The sequence below is a fragment of the Mesorhizobium sp. C089B genome, assembly GCF_030323125.1.
GTDB lineage: Bacteria > Pseudomonadota > Alphaproteobacteria > Rhizobiales > Rhizobiaceae > Mesorhizobium.
This window is the reverse complement of sequence record NZ_CP100469.1, coordinates 2,166,945-2,182,718: the sequence shown is the minus strand read 5'-3', so window position 1 is coordinate 2,182,718 and position 15,774 is coordinate 2,166,945. Positions and strand designations below refer to the sequence as shown.

Sequence of the window (15,774 nt, the reverse complement as noted above, 5' to 3'; positions counted from 1 at the left end):
GAAACACGGCGCAACCGGTTATGAATAGGGCAGAACGGACATGGATGCGCGGTCGGACAAGAACGCAATCCCGCTTGCGGTCGACCTCGACGGCACGCTGATTGCGACCGATCTTCTTTGGGAAGGCCTGTTCATCCTGCTCAAGAAGAATCCGCTCTATGTTTTCCTGGTTCCGTTCTGGCTGGCCGCCGGCCCGGCGCGGCTGAAACAAGCGATCGCAGACCGCATCGACATCGATCCGGCCTCGCTGCCCTATCGCGAAGCGCTGCTGCAGCGGCTGCGCGCCGACCATAGCGACGGACGCAAGATCGTGCTGGCGACCGGTACGCCACGCAAGTTCGCCGAGGCGATCGCCGCGCATCTGGGCGTCTTCGACTATGTGCTGGCGACCGACGGTCCCCACAACATGACCTCGGGCCGCAAGCGCGACGCGCTCATCGCCGCCTATGGCGACGGCGGTTTCGACTATGCCGGCAACAGCCGGCACGACCTCAAGGTTTTCGGAGCCGCACGCAACGCCATCGTCGTGGCGCCCGACCGCCATGCGAGGCGCTGGCAGGCCGCGCATAGCGCCGAAAGGATGCCGGCGCCGAAAAGGACATTGAAGACATTCGTCAAGATGCTGCGGGTGCATCAGTGGCTGAAGAATTCGCTGATAGCGGTGCCGATGGTGCTGTCGCATGAATACTTCAACATCAACATGATCTGGCAATGCCTGCTGGCGTTCGTCTCCTTCAGCGCCGTGGCTTCCGCCATCTACATCCTCAACGATTTCTTCGACCTTGCGCTTGACCGCAAGCACCCGACCAAACGCAACCGGCCTTTCGCCAGCGGCGCGCTGTCGATACCGTTCGGTCTCGGCGCGATGGCCGCTCTGCTGACGATCGGCATCGCCGCCGGGCTTCTGTTGCCGATCGAGTTCCTGGGCGTGCTCGCCGGCTATCTGGTGGTGACCACAGCCTATTCGCTGTCGTTCAAGCGCATGCTCCTGGCCGACGTACTGACGCTGGCGGGGCTCTACACAGTGCGTGTGCTGGCAGGTGCTGCGGCGACCGGGGTCGAAGTCTCGTTCTGGCTGCTCGCCTTCTCGATTTTCTTCTTCCTGTCGCTGGCGCTGGTGAAGCGCTATGTCGAACTGCGCACCACAGCCATTCCGGTGGGCGAGCGCATTGCCGGTCGCGGCTACCGCATCGAAGATCAGGAGATCGTCGCCCAGGCGGGCATGGCGTCGGCCTTCTCCTCGGCGCTGGTGCTGGCGCTCTACATGGACAGCGTCTCCGTGCGCGAACTCTATCCGCATCCCAGGCTGGTCTGGCCGCTGGCGCCGATCGTGCTGTATTTGACCATGCGGGTCTGGATCCTGGCGCGCCGCAACGAGATGAATGATGATCCGGTCATCTTCATCATTCGCGACTGGCGAAGCCAGATCGTCGTGGTGATCGGCGCCGCCCTTCTGGTCGCGGGAGGCTGGTAGGGCATGGCCGGCGAACGGTACCGGAGTTTTGGCCTCGCCACGCCGGCCGCAAAGCGAGCCATCGCGGCCGACGATGCCATCGCGCTGATGCGAAGCGGCAAGGCGACAAAGAACGCTCTGCTCGCCTATGGCAATGGCCGCTCCTACGGTGATTCCTGCCAGAACGGGCCAGGTGCGGTCGTGGACATGCGGCCGCTGAACCGCATCGGCGCCTTCAATGCCGAGACCGGCCTGCTCGAGGCGGAGGCCGGCGTGTTCCTCTCCGATATCATTGCGCACACTGCACCTTACGGTTTCTTTCCGACTGTCGTCCCAGGCACCCAGTTCGTCACCCTTGGCGGCGCGATCGCCAATGACGTCCATGGCAAGAACCATCACCGGCGCGGCACCTTTGGCTGCCATGTCGTGTCGTTCACGCTGCTGCGCTCGGACGGGCGGACCTACACCTGCTCGGCAACCGACAATGCAAGGCTGTTTGCGGCGACGATCGGCGGCATGGGGCTGACCGGCCTGATCCTGTCGGCCTCGATCCGGCTGATGCGGGTGCATTCGCTCGATATCGCCGAGAAGGTAACGCGGTTTGCCGATCTCGGCGAATTCTTCGAACTGGCCGAGGCCGCCGACCAGGCCAATGAATATGCCGTCGCCTGGATCGACCAGCTTGCCGGCGGCCATGGCCGCGGGCGCGGCCTGTTGTTGACAGGCAATCATGCCGAGTATGGCTCGCATGCGGCGTCTCGCGCCGGCTCCCGTTTTTCAGTGCCGTTCCAGCCGCCGTTCAATGTGCTCAACCGGCCGTTCCTCACCGCCTTCAACGCCGCCTATCGGTGGAAGAAGGGGCGCTCGCCGGGGCCGAGCCAAACCGGCTACCAGGGCTTTTTCTTTCCGCTTGATGGTGTCGGCGACTGGAATCGGCTGTATGGCCCGAAAGGTCTCTACCAGCACCAGAGCTTGGTGCCGGAAAATGTCGCGCGCCAGACCGTGCCGGCGCTGCTCGAGGCGGCGCGACGGGCCGGGCAGGGCTCTTTCCTCACCGTGTTGAAGCGCTTCGGCTCGATCCGCTCGCCGGGGCTGCTGTCTTTTCCGCGGCCAGGCTTCACGTTGACGCTGGATTTCCCCAATCGCGGCGACAGGACGCTGGCCCTGCTCAGCGAACTCGACGGCATCACGGTCGCGGCCGGCGGCGCGGTCAACCCGTACAAGGATGCGCGCATGGGCGCTGATACTTTCGCGGCCTCCTTCCCGAATTGGCAGCGGCTTGAAGCGCTGCGCGACCCGGCGTTCGTGTCCAGTTTCTGGCTGCGGACGGCGAAAAAGCTCAACGTCCGGCCAGGGCGTGTCGAGGCAGCTGAATAGGTACAATCCGAATAAGTCATGGTGAATAGATCGTAATTTCCGTGGTTTACTCAAAGCATTGTCGTGACTTCATGAAATGTTTGCAGGTTCGTAATACGACCGTTGCGAGTGGCGGGTGCAAAATATGAAATACATCGTCTTCATTCTGTTCACGGTCATGACCAATGCCGCCGCGCAGCTGATGCTGAAGCAAGGCATGATGTCACTCGGGCCGATTTCGTTCGAAGGCACCAATCCGCTGTTGAGGCTGTTGCAGGTCGTTTTCAGCCCATGGGTGTTTCTCGGCCTGTGCACCTTCGTCATCTCGATGGCTTCGCATCTCTATGTGCTGTCCAAGGTCGAGCTCAGCTTTGCGTATCCGTTCCTCAGCCTTGCCTATGTCGCGGTTGCGATCTTCGCCTATTTCATCTTCCGCGAGGACCTCAATGCCTGGCGCATTGCCGGCATCGCCTTCATCTGCGTCGGCACCGTGCTGATCGCGCAAAGCGGTCGAGACTTGGGCGGGCGCGGGCATGACGACCAAACCGCTTCCATCATCCCCAACAAGACCAGCGAGATCGTTCGATGAGACATGTTATTTTCGGCGGCGACGGCTTCGTCGGCCGTCATCTTGCCCCGAAGCTTGTGGCCGATGGTGAAGAGGTTGTCGTTGCCGACATCGTCAAGAGCGACCTGGCGCACTATCGCAACGTTCGCTTCGTCACCTGCGATGTCACGGATACGGCCTCGGTGGCCAACATCGGATTGAAGGCCGACGACATGGTCTACAACCTGTCGGCCAAAATGCTGTCGCCGATCCAGGTGCGGGCCAAGCGTCACGACTTCTTCTTTCCGGTGAATCTCCACGGCACCGAACACATCATGCAGGCGATGGACAAGGCCGGCGCGTCCAAGCTCGTCCACTACACCACGGACATGATCTACGGCCACACGGTCACCCAGCCGATGACCGAGGAGCACCCGGTCGCGCCGCTCGGCGAATATGGCTGGTCGAAGCAGAAGACCGAGGAGCTCGCCGCGCAATGGCGCAAGCGCGGCATGTCGATCTCGCTTTTTCGACCGCGGCTGATCATCGGTCCCGGCCGGCTCGGGATCCTGGAAAAGCTGTTCAAACTGATCGACTGGAATTTTCCTGTGCCGATGATCGGCTCGGGCAAGAACCCCTATCAGTTCATCTCGGTGTTCGATTGCGCGGAAGCTGCCCGCGCGGCCTGGAAGGCAGGCGTGCCCAACCAGGCCTATAATCTGGGCTCCCTCAATCCGCCGCCGGTGAAGAAATTGCTGGGCGACCTGATCAAGCATGCCGGCTCGAAATCGCTGCTGATCCCGACGCCGGGCTGGGCGGTCAAGCGCACCCTCGACCTGCTCGATCTCATGAACATGCCGATCATGGATCCCGAACAATATCTGATCGCCGATGAGGAGTGCGTGCTCGACGTATCCAAGGCCGAGCGCCAGCTCGGCTGGGTGCCGCAATATCGCGACGAGGACATGCTGATCGCCGCCTACAGCGAATACCGCGCCAAGAAAGACGGGCTTGCCGTCACCGCAAATCATGTCCCCGCCGAATAGGTGGGACGACCAGGAGAACTCCGAAATGACCGTCATGGCCAAGCCTGAGCAGACGAACGCGCGCACCATGGTCGGCGCGCCGGCGTTGTCGCCTACCGCCATCGCCAAGCCCGACCTGATCAGCGTCGAGCAGGCGAAGGCGATGGATGTTGCGCGCATGACCGACTTGTTCAAGGCGCATCTCAATCCGGGCCAGCTGCATTTCATGAAGCTGCTCGGCTTCCACAAGATCAAGATCGAGCGTGCCGAAGGCATGTTCTACATCGACCAGAACGGCCGCAAGATTCTCGACTTCTTCGGCGGCTTCGGTTCGCTGGCCTTCGGCCACAACCATCCGCGCATCCTGGAGGCCCGGCGCAAATTCCAGGAGGAGAAGCGCCAGGAAATCGCCATCGCCTTCATGTCGCAATATGCATCGGCCCTTGCGCACAACATCGCCAAATGCTCGCCCGGCGATCTCGACATGGTGTTTCTGGGCTCGTCGGGTTCGGAAGCGATGGAAGCGGCGGTGAAGCTCGCCGAGCGCGCCGCCGGGCCTAAGAGGCCAAAAATCGTCTATGCCGAGAATTCCTTCCACGGCAAGACCAAGGGCGTGCTCGGCATTACCGATGGCCAGCTCTACCGCGCGGACTTCAAGATGGCTGAGAACACCGTTCGCATTCCGTTCGCCGATATCGAAGCGGTCGAGCGGCTGTTCCGCTCCGACCCGGAGGTCGGCGTCATCGTGCTTGAGACAATCCAGGGCGGCGGCGGCATCATCCAGGCGCCGGCCAAATACTGGCAGAAATTGCGCGTGCTCTGCGACCAGTATGGCGTGCTGTGGGTGGCGGACGAAGTGCAGTGCGGCTATGGCCGTTCGGGACGCTTCTATGCCTTCGAGCATTATGGCGTCGTGCCCGATGTGACGGCGCTGGCGAAATCGCTCGGCGCCGGCAAGGCGGCGGTCGGCGCGATGATCGCCCGGCGCGAGGTCTATATGAAGGCCTATGGCACGCCGAAGACGGCGATGATCCATGCCATGGCCACCTTTGGCGGCATGGGCGAGGCCTGCGTCACCGCGATCGAGGGCATCAACGTGCTCTATGATGAGGGGCTGATCGACAACGCCGCCACTACCGGCGACTATCTGCTTCAGCGCCTGCAGGCGCTGAAGGAGAAGTACCCGAAGATCATCAAGGATGTGCGCGGCAAAGGCTTTATGGTCGGGCTCGAGTTCCACGACTTCTCGCAGACCTTACCGATGGTGCTGCGTCCGATCGTCAGCGTCCTCGACGACAAGCTGAAGGGCTCGCTGTCGGGCTTCGTCGGCGCGCTGTTGCTGCGCGACTATGACGTGCTCGTCGCCTTCACCGAATACAACCGCAACGTCATCCGTCTCGAGCCGCCGCTGATCTGCCAGCGCGAGCATGTCGACCATTTCGTCGATGCCTTCGATAGCCTGCTGTCGCGCGGCATCGTGGGGATCGTGAAGGATTTCGTCAAAAGCCAAGTCCGTTAAAGAAGTCCGTTGAGCGAAGTCCCGAGTCCGACAATGCTGAGCAAGTCTCCCGCCCCGCAAAACACACTCGACCGGCTGACCGCGGCCGCTCTGGCGTGGGGCGAGGGGACTTATGCGCGATGGGCCGCGCCAATCGGCGCGATCGCGTTTTCGCTCTATATCCTGCTGACAGCGTTTACCGCCTGGACGATGCCCGATGCCAATTGGGACATGCTGCCTTATCTCGCAATCGCCGAGGAGGGCGCTTACCCAGATGCGCAGGCGCTGCATGACTATGCCTACAGGACGGTCCAGGCCGGCGTTTCGGCCGCCGACTACAAGGCGCTGACAGACGATGGCGGCGGCTTCCGCAGCCATATGGCGCAAAATGCCGCCGACTTCCACTCGCTGCTTGGCATGTACCGGATCAAGTTCCTCTATGCCGAGATGCTGTCGACGATGAGTTCGGTGATGTCGCCGGTCGAGGCGATGCGGGTGCTGCAGGTGGTCTCGGTCCTGCTGTTCGGGATGATCACGCTGCTGTGGCTGCGAACCGAAGGTGCGCTGGCGCTGGCGCCGGCGGCCGGCGCGGTACTGATCATGGCCGATTTCGGCGACGCGGCGCGCGCCTCGACTCCGGATCTGATGTGCTCGGCCCTGTTCCTCGGCGGGCTGTTTGCTTATGTGCGCGGCCGCGAGGCAGCGACCTCTTTCCTGCTTTTCATGGCCTTCATGGCGCGGCCGGACAACATCGTGTTCCTGGCCATTTTCGCCGTGCTGCTGCTGGTCTTCCGGCAGCGGGCGTGGGGCGCGCTGGCCGGCTTTGCCGCGTCCTTCGTCGCCTATTTCGCGATTTCGCACTGGGCCCAACATCCCGGCTGGTGGCCGCATCTGTGGTTCTCCAGCATCGAGCAGCACTACAATATGGATGGCTTCGAGCCGCCGTTCTCGGTTGGCGCCTATCTCAAGGCGTTTGCCGCATCCTTCATTCGCGCCATCAGCATCAACAGCTGGGTCGGGGTCTCGGTTCTGGCGCTGGCCGCGTGGTTTGCGCTCGGCCGCGCCGGCTTCCGGCTCGATCGTCGCGCCGGCATCCTGCTTGCAGCACTGGTGCTTGGCGTGCTGGCGAAATTCACCGTCTTTCCGATCCACGACACCCGCATCTACTTCCCGAACCTTCTGCCGCCCTACCTTTTGCTTGTCGGCCCGATCATGGCGCTGTGGGCGTCGGCAAGCCTGAATGGAAGGCGGCCCATCGCCATACCTGGAGGTAAGCCATGAGTTCCATTTCCGGGCTGGCGCGCATCGCCCTTTCGCTCGGCCTGCCCGCCGGCCTGCTCGATCGCGGGCCGGCGTTGCGTGGCACGAAATTCCTGGCCAAGGCGGCGCTGAAGGCGCGGTTTGGCGGTGGGCAAGCCTTCCAGATGGTCAATGTCGGCGCTTGCGACGGCGCGCTGTTCGACGACGTCACGCCGTGGCTGCACCGCATTCCGCGGGCGCGGGCCGTGCTGGTCGAGCCGATCCCGTACAATCAGAAGCGGTTGCGCGCCAACTATCCCGACACGGAACGCTTCGTCATCGAACCGGTCGCGGTGACGAAGACCAAGGGCACGATCACCGTCCACACTTTCGATGCCGCGGCACTCGAGGCCGGCACGCTGCCGATCGAGTTCATCGGCTGCTCGTCGGTCACCGACACCAATCTGATGTCGGGCAAGAATGCCTGGGGCGAGGACGACGCCAATTTCAACAAGTTCGCGCCGCACGTGAGGGATATCGAGGTGACGTCGGAAACGCTGCAGACGCTGCTCGACCGCAACGGCATCACGCATATCGACGCCTTCCTGGTCGATTGCGAGGGCGCCGACTGGATCGTCTTCGAACAGCTCGACCTCAAGCGCTACCGCCCCGGCATGATCAAGGTCGAGGTCGGCGCGCTGCCGGCGGCTGAAATCGGCGAGGTCGTGGTCAAGCTCAAGACATCAGGCTATCAGGTCGGCTTCCAGGCCGAGGACATCTGGGCCTTCGCCTGAGATAGATCGCCACTGGCGGCACGCCGGCGCGCCGGGTCGCGTCGCATCCGCGACGTGTCGCAAACAGGCGGTAGCTCCATCCACGTCCTCTGCATATTGTGCGCCATTCGAACGGGCGCGGACACGCCCGCTTTATCCCCTTGGAGTCGCGGCAATGGCAGAGTTTCCGAAACAGGCGAAGGTCGTCATCGTCGGCCTGGGTGGCATTGTCGGCGCGTCGATCGCCCATCATCTGATCGAACGCGGCTGGACCGACATTGTCGGCATCGACAAATCGGGCATCCCGACCGACATCGGCTCGACGGCGCATGCCTCGGACTTCTGCTACACCACCAGCCACGACTTCTTGTCCTGCTGGACGACGCTCTACTCGATCGATTTCTACGAAAAGATGGGCCATTATGCCCGCATCGGCGGCCTCGAAGTGGCGCGCGTCGGCGACGACAGCCGCATGGACGAGATCAAGCGCAAGATCGCCTCGGCCAAATCCTTCGGCACCCGCGCCCGGCTGATCGAACCGGCCGAGATCAAGGAAAAATTCCCGCTGATCGAAGAGTCCATGGTGCAGGGCGGCCTGTGGGATCCGGACGCCGGCCTGGTCATCCCGCGCTCGCAGACCGTCGCCGGCAAGCTGGTCGACCAGGCGGAAGCTACGGGGAAACTCAAATCCTTCGCCAACACGCCCGCCAAATCTCTCATCGTCGAGGAAGGCCGCATCAAGGGCGTCGTTACCGACCGCGGCACGATCATGGCCGATTATGTCATCGTCTGCGCCGGCATCTGGGGCCGGCTGATCGCCGAGATGGTCGGCGAGGACCTGCCGGTCATGCCGATCGACCATCCGCTGACCTTCTTCGGTCCCTACAATGAGTTTGCCGGCACGGGCAAGGAGATCGGCTGGCCGCTGCTGCGCGACCAGGGTAATTCGGCCTATATGCGCGACACCGGCGACCCCAGGACCGCCGAGGGTGGGCAGATCGAATGGGGTTATTACGAAGAGACCAATCCGCGCCTCTGCCATCCGCGCGATTTGCTGGAAAAGGATCAGGCGCGGCTGTCACCGTCGCAGCGGGATCTCGACATGGAGCAGATCCTGGCGCCGCTTGAGCGCGCCATGGAACTGACGCCGATTCTGGGCGAACTCGGCTACAATGAAAGCCATTCCTTCAACGGCCTGTTGCAGGTGACCGCCGATGGCGGCCCGTCCATGGGCGAGAGCCAGAAGGTGAGGGGCCTCTGGTACGCCGTCGCCATCTGGGTCAAGGACGGCCCCGGCATGGGCAAGCTGATCGCCGACTGGATGACGGACGGCCGCACGGAAATCGACCATCACGCCATCGACTATGCGCGCTTCTATCCGCACCAGACGAAAGAGCAGTTCATCTGGGATCGCTGCACCGAGACGGCGATGAAGGTCTACAATCCGGCGGTGCATCCGCGCGAGCCGTTCTCCAAAGGTCGCAACATCCGCCGCTCGCCGTTCTGGGAGCGCGAGAAGGAACTCGGCGGCTACTTCATGGAGTTGGGCGGCTGGGAGCGCGCGCATGGCTATGCCGCCAACGAGCATCTGCTGGAGAAGTATGGCAACCGGGTTCCCATACGTGAGAACGAGTGGGACAATCGCCATTTCTGGCGGGTGTCCAATGCCGAGCACCTGGCGATGAGCGAGGATTGCGGCATCGTCAACCTCTCGCATTTCTCGATGTACGAGATCGAAGGGCCGGATCATGTCGCGCTGCTGGAGTGGCTGTGTGCGGCCAAGATCGGTGGCGACAACAACATCGGCAAGGGTATCTACACCCACTTCCTCGACGAGGAAGGCATGGTGCGCGCCGACTTCACCGTCATCCGCATGGCCGACCGCTGTCGGCTGATCGACGGCGCCGACGCCGGTCCGCGCGACTTCCGCTACATGCAGCGCACCGCGCAGGACAAAGGCTTTGACGTCACCATCACCGACGTGACGGAAAAATACGTCACCATCGGCATCTGGGGACCGAACGCGCGGGCGACGCTGCAGAAAGTGGTCGAAAATCCGGATGGTCTCTCGCTCGAGAACTTCCCGTTCGCGGCGATCAAGCCGGTCAGGATCGGCGGCAAGGACGTCACCGCCTTCCGCATCTCTTATGTCGGCGAGCAGGGCTGGGAACTGCACATGCGCTACGAGGACGGCCTGGCCGTTTGGGACGCGCTGCGCTCGACCGGCGTCATGCCGTTCGGCGTCGAGACCTATGCCAACACGCGGCGCATGGAAAAGAGCCTGCGCCTGCAGAACGCCGACCTTCTGACCGAGTACAATCTGCTCGAGGCCGACCTTGCCCGACCGAAGGTCAAGGAGAACGATTTCTGCGGCAAGGCCAAACATGTCGAATACCGCGCCCGCGAGCACCAGCCGGCGATCCTGTGCACGCTGGTGATGACCGAGAACGTCGATGCGAAAGGCGTTGCCCGCTATCCCGTCGGCACCATGCCGGTGATGGATCCGAAGACCGGCGAGACGCTGGTCGACGAACTCGGCCGCCGGTCTTTCACCACGTCGATGGCCTATGGCCCGACCATCGGCAAGAACATCGGCCTCGCCTATCTGCCCTGGGCCCATGCCCAGGAAGGCCGCAAGTTCGCCATCGAATATTTCGGCGAGACCTACCCGGTCGAGGTGGCTGCCGTCGGCTACAAGCCGCTCTACGATCCAGAGAATCTGAAGCCGAGGAGTTGAGCTTCATCGGTTCCAACCAACATATCGAAAAGCCGGCACCTCGCCGGGCTTTTCGCTTTGTCAGCAGCCGGTTTTCGCTTACCTTCGGGTATGTCTGCTTTTTCTTGCGCACGACATTTCCTTTCAGGCAGCGCCGCGCTGGCGCTGGGGCTCTGGCTGGTGCCGCCGGTTCAAGCCGCCGAGCCGGTCGACGTCGAGCTGGTGCTGGCCGTCGACGTGTCGCTGTCGATGTCGCCGGGCGAACTTGAAATCCAGCGTCACGGCTATGCTGCTGCGCTGACGCACGACAATGTTCTGCAGGCCATCGCCGATGGCGCCTACGGCAAGGTCGCCGTCACCTATGTCGAATGGGCGGGAGCGACCACGCAGCAGGTCGTCGTGCCGTGGACGGTGATCGCCAGCCGGGCCGATGCCGAGCGGGTGGCCGCGCAGCTTTCCGCCCATCCGCCGGCCAGCGCCCGGCGCACCTCGATTTCCGGCGCGCTGGAATTCGGCAGCGATCTGTTCGCCGAAAGCGGTTTTCAGGGGACAAAGCGCGTCATCGATATTTCCGGCGACGGGCCCAACAACCAGGGCGCGCCCGTCGACATCACCCGCGACGCGGTGGTCAAGCAAGGCATCATCATCAACGGCCTGCCGCTGATGACGCGCGGCGGGTTCGGCGGCGCCTATGACGTCAACAATCTCGACCGCTACTACAGCGACTGCGTCATCGGCGGTCCCGGATCCTTCATGATCCCGGTCAATGACTGGACGCAGTTTCCCGAAGCCATCCGCCGCAAGCTGGTGCTGGAGCTGGCCGGCGCCGCTTCGCCGCAACGGGCGCGCGAGGAGGCCGGGCATCCGCCGGTGGTGCTGGCGCAGGACCGGCCGACCGACTGCCAGGTCGGCGAAAAGATGTGGCGCGACCGCAGCTGGATGTTCGATGCCCGTTAGCGTTCGCATCATCACGCTGCCGTGAAGGGCCGGTTTCATTGACAAGCCCATGGGCGTCTGTGACACAATTCGGCATCCGAAAAAACAAGGGGAACCGACATGAACAAGACCATCGTCGCTGCCGCGGTATTGGCGCTTGCGGCTGCAATATCCGTGCCGGCCGAGGCTGCCACATCGGTCACCATCGGCATCAGCGGATGGACCGGCTTTGCGCCGCTGACGCTCGCCAAGCAGGCCGGCATCTTCGAGAAGCATGGCCTCGACGTGACCCTGAAGAAGGTGCCGCAGGCCAGCCGGCCGCTCGCCATCGCCAGCGGCGATCTGCAATGCGCCGCCACCACGGTCGAGACCTGGCTGGTGTGGAACGCCAGCGGCGTCACCACCAAGCAGATCTTCCAGCTCGACAAATCCTATGGCGCCGACGGCATTGTCGTGCGCAACGACATCAAGACCGTCGCCGACCTCAAGGGCAAGAATGTCGCGTCCTCGGCGCCGGGCACGTCGCCCTATTTCATGCTGGCCTGGGTGCTGAACAAGAACGGCCTGTCGACCAAGGATGTGACCGTCGTCAACCTGGAACCGGATGCGGCGGCGCAAGCCTTCCTCGCCGGCCAGAACGATGCGGCGGTCACCTATGAGCCGTTCATCTCGGCGGTGCGCGACAAGTCCGATCAGGGCCACATATTGGCGACCACGCTCGACTACCCGATGGTGCTCGACACGGTCGGCTGCACGCCTGAATTCCTCACCGCCAATCCCGACGCCGCCAAGGCGCTGGCCGACAGCTATTTCGAAGCGCTCGACCTGATCAAGAGCGATCCGCAGAGATCCTACGAGATCATGGGCGCCGACGTGAAGCAGTCTGCAAAAGAATTCGAGGATTCGGCGAAATACCTGAAATGGGCCGACAAGGCGGAGAACAAGCAGTTCTTCACCAAGGAATTCCAGGACTTTTCCAAGACCGCCGGCGAGCTTCTGCTGCAGATGGGGTTGATCAAGGAAGCGCCAGACGTTGCCACGCTGGCCGACACCAGCGCGGTGGCGAACTGACAGGCCTCGCCTTTGACCATTGTGCGGCGGCGCCTAGGGCCGCCGCTCTCTCCTGGACAAGTGATGATTTGACGATGCGGACGATCTGAAGATGCGCCCCTTGCATCCGGTGTCGCCGGGCATTCGAACCGTGCTTGGCATTTCCTTCTTCGTGCTGTTCGTCGCCTTCTGGGCGTGGATCACGCTTGGCGGCCACGTCAACCGCATCTTCCTCGCCGACCCGCTGTCGATGCTGCGGGATGGTTGGCGGCTGCTGGTCGAGGACCGCTTCTGGCTCGACATATTGATCACCATCTGGCGGGTCTTCGGCGGGTTCCTGCTGGCGTCGATCGTCGCCGTGCCGATCGGCATCGCCATGGGCGCCTGGAAACCAATAGAGGCGTTTCTGGAGCCGTTCGTCTCCTTCGCCCGCTACCTCCCGGCTTCGGCCTTCATTCCGCTGCTCATCCTGTGGGCCGGCATTGGCGAGCTGGAAAAGCTGCTGGTCATCTTCGTCGGCTCGGTGTTCCAGATCATCCTGATCGTCGCGGTCAAGGTGGGCTCGACGCGGCGCGACCTGGTCGAGGCGGCCTATACGCTGGGCTCGACCAACAGCGGTATCGTCAAACGGGTCATCATGCCGGCCAATGCGCCCGAGATTGCCGAGACGCTGCGGCTGGTGCTCGGCTGGGCTTGGACCTATGTCATCGTCGCCGAGCTGATCGGTTCGTCCTCAGGCATCGGCTACATGATCATCAACAGCCAGTCGCGGCTGGCGACAGGGCAGATCATCTTCGGCATCATCGTCATCGGGCTGATCGGACTGTTGTCCGACTTCGCCTTCAAGGCGTTCAATCGCTGGCTCTTTCCCTGGAGCCTGGCATGAGCAAGTTGCTTATCGAAGGCGTCTCGCGAACCTTCGCCGGCGTGCGCGGCGGGCAGCCGGTCAAGGCGCTGATGCCGGTCGACCTTGCGGTCGCGGCCAACGACTTCATCACCATTCTGGGGCCGTCCGGCTGCGGGAAGTCGACGCTGCTCAGGATCGTTGCCGGCCTGGAAGCGCCGAGCGAAGGCCGTGTGCTGCTCGACGGCAAGGCGGTGACGCGGCCGGGACCGGATCGCGGCATGGTGTTCCAGTCCTACACGCTGTTTCCGTGGCTAACGGTGGCGCAGAATATCGCCTTCGGCCTGCGCGAACGTGGCATGGCCGAAAAGGAGCGAGACGGGATCGTCGCTTCCTATGTCGACCTCGTCGGGCTCAAGGGCTTCGAGAACCATTGGCCAAAGCAGCTGTCCGGCGGCATGCAGCAGCGCACGGCGATCGCCCGGGCGCTGGCCAACGACCCCGAAATCCTGTTGCTGGACGAGCCGTTCGGTGCGCTCGACAACCAGACGCGCGGACTGATGCAGGAACTGCTGCTCGGCATCTGGGAGCGGCGCAAGAAGACAGTGCTGTTCGTCACCCACGACATCGAGGAGGCGATCTTCATGGCTTCGCGGGTGATCGTGATGAGCGCGCGGCCAGGCCGCATCAAGTCGGATGTCGCCATCGACCTGCCGCATCCGCGTCACTATACGCTGAAGACCAGCCGGGAGTTCTCGGCGCTCAAGGCGCGGCTGACCGAGGATATCCGCGTCGAGGCGATGCGCACAGTACAGGCGCAGCCCGCCGAAGCCTGAGTGCGTTTTCGGATCAGGCCGCCAGCAATTGCTTGCGGTCGACGCGCTCCTGCTGCGGCGAGCGGGCATAGAGTTCGCGGTAGCATTTGGAGAAATGCGACGCCGAGACGAAGCCGCAGGCGACCGCTACCTCGACCACCGGCATCGAGGACTGGATCAGCAGGTGCCGGGCGCGGTCGAGGCGGATTTCCAAGTAGTAGCGGGCAGGGGATCTGCCCATCTCGGTGCGGAACAGGCGCTCGATCTGGCGGCGCGACAGGTCGACATGGTCGGCGATCTCGATCAGCGACAGCGGTTCGGAGAGATTGCCTTCCATCAGTTCGATGATGGTCAGCACCTTGGAATTCTGCACGCCGAGGCGGGCGCGCAGCGGCAGGCGCTGGCGGTCGGTGGGGCTGCGCACGCGGTCGGTCAGCACCTGCTCGCACACGCGGTTGACCAGATTGTCGTCGAAATCGTCGCCGATCAGCTTGAGCATCATGTCGAGGGCGGCGGTGCCGCCGGCGCAGGTGTAGATGTTCTGGTCGATCTCGAAGAGGTCGGCAAAGACGTTGGCCTTGGGAAAGGCCTCGGAAAAGCCCGGCAGGTTTTCCCAATGGATGGCGCAGCGCTTGTTGGAGAGCAGGCCGGCGGCGGCAAGGATATGCGCGCCGGTGCACAGGCCGCCGACGGCGACGCCTCTGTTGTATTCCTCGCGCAGCCAGGCGAAGGCCGACCTATTCTGGTAGCGCTCGACATTCATGCCGCTGCAGACGATGGCCATGTTCGGCCGATCCGGCCCGGCCATTTTCTTGCGCTCTTCCTCGAGCGAGGTGTTGACGGCGCATTCGACGCCGTTGGAGGCGCGCACCGGCTTGCCGTCGATGCTGGCGAGGCGCCAGCGATAGGCCTCATAGCCGAGCATGCGGTTGGCCGAGCGCAGCGGGTCGAGCGCCGTCGCAAAGGCGATCATGGTGAAGTCCGGGACAAGGAAGAATACAAACGATCGCTTGATCGGATGCTTTACGGCGTTCAAGGGAACCTCACGCGGCCATGGCGCGAACAGGATGTCGCGAACAGCACAGCGACATCAGGAAAAACCATTCCTGTCAATCGGCTAGGGGGCTAAGCGGAAACTATATTTGCGACATGGGTCGCAAATGAGCAATCGTCCGGGATGACAGGCACGGGCTGCCGACGGATTGGGCATGGTGGCGGCGGCATAGGTGCCAAAAATGAGAAACGCCGCTTCGGTCAAGCCGAAGCGGCGCTGTTATCGACTATCGGCAGCGGCAGGGAAGCGCTGAGCGCTAGCCGTTATCTCAGGCAACGAAACCGAGGCGCACCGCATTCATGGCACCGGTCTGGCCGGGCATGGTATTGGCAAGGCGCTGGCGCTCGAGAGCGGTCGTCAGGTTCATTTCGCGGCGGGCAAAGAGGCGGGCAAAAAGCTTCATCATCATCTCCTATCGGTTGCTCAGACGGGTCGCCTTCGCTTGATGGAGTGGGGCAGCTCGTTTGC

The 15,774-nt window shown here is 63.0% G+C and carries 14 protein-coding genes; 12 read left to right on the top strand and 2 right to left on the bottom strand.

Going from position 1 to position 15,774, the window contains the following annotated elements; genetic code table 11:
- Positions 1-40 precede the first annotated feature (40 nt).
- The 12 genes from NLY44_RS11085 to NLY44_RS11030 all read left to right on the top strand — a co-directional run bounded on the left by NLY44_RS11085 (position 41) and on the right by NLY44_RS11030 (position 14,273).
- Positions 41-1,474 (top strand): UbiA family prenyltransferase, encoded by a 1,434-nt coding sequence (locus NLY44_RS11085; protein WP_023691000.1) that lies wholly within the window; start codon positions 41-43, stop codon positions 1,472-1,474.
- A gap of 3 nt (positions 1,475-1,477) precedes the next feature.
- Positions 1,478-2,830, top strand: coding sequence for an FAD-binding oxidoreductase (locus tag NLY44_RS11080; RefSeq protein WP_023805472.1), 1,353 nt, complete (start codon positions 1,478-1,480; stop codon positions 2,828-2,830).
- 124 nt (positions 2,831-2,954) lie between these two features.
- Positions 2,955-3,398: an EamA family transporter gene (locus NLY44_RS11075; RefSeq protein ID WP_023700340.1), complete on the top strand. Its 444-nt coding sequence runs from the start codon at positions 2,955-2,957 to the stop codon at positions 3,396-3,398.
- The gene (locus NLY44_RS11070) at positions 3,395-4,402 is read left to right on the top strand and encodes an NAD-dependent epimerase/dehydratase family protein (RefSeq protein WP_023700339.1); all 1,008 of its coding nucleotides are present in this window, start codon (positions 3,395-3,397) and stop codon (positions 4,400-4,402) included. Before NLY44_RS11075 ends, NLY44_RS11070 begins: the two co-directional genes overlap by 4 nt.
- Before the next feature lie 67 nt (positions 4,403-4,469).
- On the top strand, positions 4,470-5,900 hold the full coding sequence (locus NLY44_RS11065; protein ID WP_245259874.1) for an aspartate aminotransferase family protein: 1,431 nt from the start codon (positions 4,470-4,472) through the stop codon (positions 5,898-5,900).
- 33 nt (positions 5,901-5,933) lie between these two features.
- A complete protein-coding gene (locus NLY44_RS11060) occupies positions 5,934-7,160 on the top strand; it encodes a DUF2029 domain-containing protein (protein WP_023805471.1) in 1,227 nt (408 codons plus the stop codon).
- Positions 7,157-7,912 (top strand): FkbM family methyltransferase, encoded by a 756-nt coding sequence (locus NLY44_RS11055; protein WP_023750171.1) that lies wholly within the window; start codon positions 7,157-7,159, stop codon positions 7,910-7,912. The genes NLY44_RS11060 and NLY44_RS11055 overlap by 4 nt, the downstream gene beginning before the upstream one ends.
- Before the next feature lie 154 nt (positions 7,913-8,066).
- On the top strand, positions 8,067-10,628 hold the full coding sequence (locus tag NLY44_RS11050) for a GcvT family protein (protein WP_023805470.1): 2,562 nt from the start codon (positions 8,067-8,069) through the stop codon (positions 10,626-10,628).
- A gap of 90 nt (positions 10,629-10,718) precedes the next feature.
- A complete protein-coding gene (locus NLY44_RS11045; RefSeq protein ID WP_023691008.1) occupies positions 10,719-11,564 on the top strand; it encodes a DUF1194 domain-containing protein in 846 nt (281 codons plus the stop codon).
- 99 nt (positions 11,565-11,663) lie between these two features.
- Positions 11,664-12,614, top strand: coding sequence for an ABC transporter substrate-binding protein (locus NLY44_RS11040; RefSeq protein WP_023688106.1), 951 nt, complete (start codon positions 11,664-11,666; stop codon positions 12,612-12,614).
- Between the two features lie 91 nt (positions 12,615-12,705).
- On the top strand, positions 12,706-13,479 hold the full coding sequence (locus tag NLY44_RS11035; RefSeq protein ID WP_023688107.1) for an ABC transporter permease: 774 nt from the start codon (positions 12,706-12,708) through the stop codon (positions 13,477-13,479).
- Positions 13,476-14,273 carry an ABC transporter ATP-binding protein gene (locus tag NLY44_RS11030; protein WP_023696446.1) on the top strand — a complete coding sequence of 266 codons (798 nt, stop codon included), beginning with the start codon at positions 13,476-13,478 and terminating at the stop codon, positions 14,271-14,273. Before NLY44_RS11035 ends, NLY44_RS11030 begins: the two co-directional genes overlap by 4 nt.
- Before the next feature lie 13 nt (positions 14,274-14,286).
- Here the strand turns inward: NLY44_RS11030 and NLY44_RS11025 are convergent, their stop codons facing one another.
- Complete coding sequence (locus NLY44_RS11025; protein ID WP_348524244.1) at positions 14,287-15,225, bottom strand: GlxA family transcriptional regulator; 939 nt, start codon at positions 15,223-15,225, stop codon at positions 14,287-14,289.
- 349 nt (positions 15,226-15,574) lie between these two features.
- The gene (locus tag NLY44_RS11020) at positions 15,575-15,709 is read right to left on the bottom strand and encodes a hypothetical protein (RefSeq protein ID WP_023681787.1); all 135 of its coding nucleotides are present in this window, start codon (positions 15,707-15,709) and stop codon (positions 15,575-15,577) included.
- Positions 15,710-15,774: the final 65 nt, after the last annotated feature.

Excerpts from the sequence above, each read along its gene's own strand:
- NLY44_RS11085 (WP_023691000.1), top strand. The coding sequence starts at position 41 with ATGGATGCGCGGTCGGACAAGAACGCAATCCCGCTTGCGGTCGACCTC.
- NLY44_RS11080 (WP_023805472.1), top strand. The coding sequence starts at position 1,478 with ATGGCCGGCGAACGGTACCGGAGTTTTGGCCTCGCCACGCCGGCCGCA.
- NLY44_RS11075 (WP_023700340.1), top strand. The coding sequence starts at position 2,955 with ATGAAATACATCGTCTTCATTCTGTTCACGGTCATGACCAATGCCGCC.
- NLY44_RS11070 (WP_023700339.1), top strand. The coding sequence starts at position 3,395 with ATGAGACATGTTATTTTCGGCGGCGACGGCTTCGTCGGCCGTCATCTT.
- NLY44_RS11065 (WP_245259874.1), top strand. The coding sequence starts at position 4,470 with ATGGTCGGCGCGCCGGCGTTGTCGCCTACCGCCATCGCCAAGCCCGAC.
- NLY44_RS11060 (WP_023805471.1), top strand. The coding sequence starts at position 5,934 with ATGCTGAGCAAGTCTCCCGCCCCGCAAAACACACTCGACCGGCTGACC.
- NLY44_RS11055 (WP_023750171.1), top strand. The coding sequence starts at position 7,157 with ATGAGTTCCATTTCCGGGCTGGCGCGCATCGCCCTTTCGCTCGGCCTG.
- NLY44_RS11050 (WP_023805470.1), top strand. The coding sequence starts at position 8,067 with ATGGCAGAGTTTCCGAAACAGGCGAAGGTCGTCATCGTCGGCCTGGGT.
- NLY44_RS11045 (WP_023691008.1), top strand. The coding sequence starts at position 10,719 with ATGTCTGCTTTTTCTTGCGCACGACATTTCCTTTCAGGCAGCGCCGCG.
- NLY44_RS11040 (WP_023688106.1), top strand. The coding sequence starts at position 11,664 with ATGAACAAGACCATCGTCGCTGCCGCGGTATTGGCGCTTGCGGCTGCA.
- NLY44_RS11035 (WP_023688107.1), top strand. The coding sequence starts at position 12,706 with ATGCGCCCCTTGCATCCGGTGTCGCCGGGCATTCGAACCGTGCTTGGC.
- NLY44_RS11030 (WP_023696446.1), top strand. The coding sequence starts at position 13,476 with ATGAGCAAGTTGCTTATCGAAGGCGTCTCGCGAACCTTCGCCGGCGTG.
- NLY44_RS11025 (WP_348524244.1), bottom strand. The coding sequence starts at position 15,225 with ATGATCGCCTTTGCGACGGCGCTCGACCCGCTGCGCTCGGCCAACCGC.
- NLY44_RS11020 (WP_023681787.1), bottom strand. The coding sequence starts at position 15,709 with ATGAAGCTTTTTGCCCGCCTCTTTGCCCGCCGCGAAATGAACCTGACG.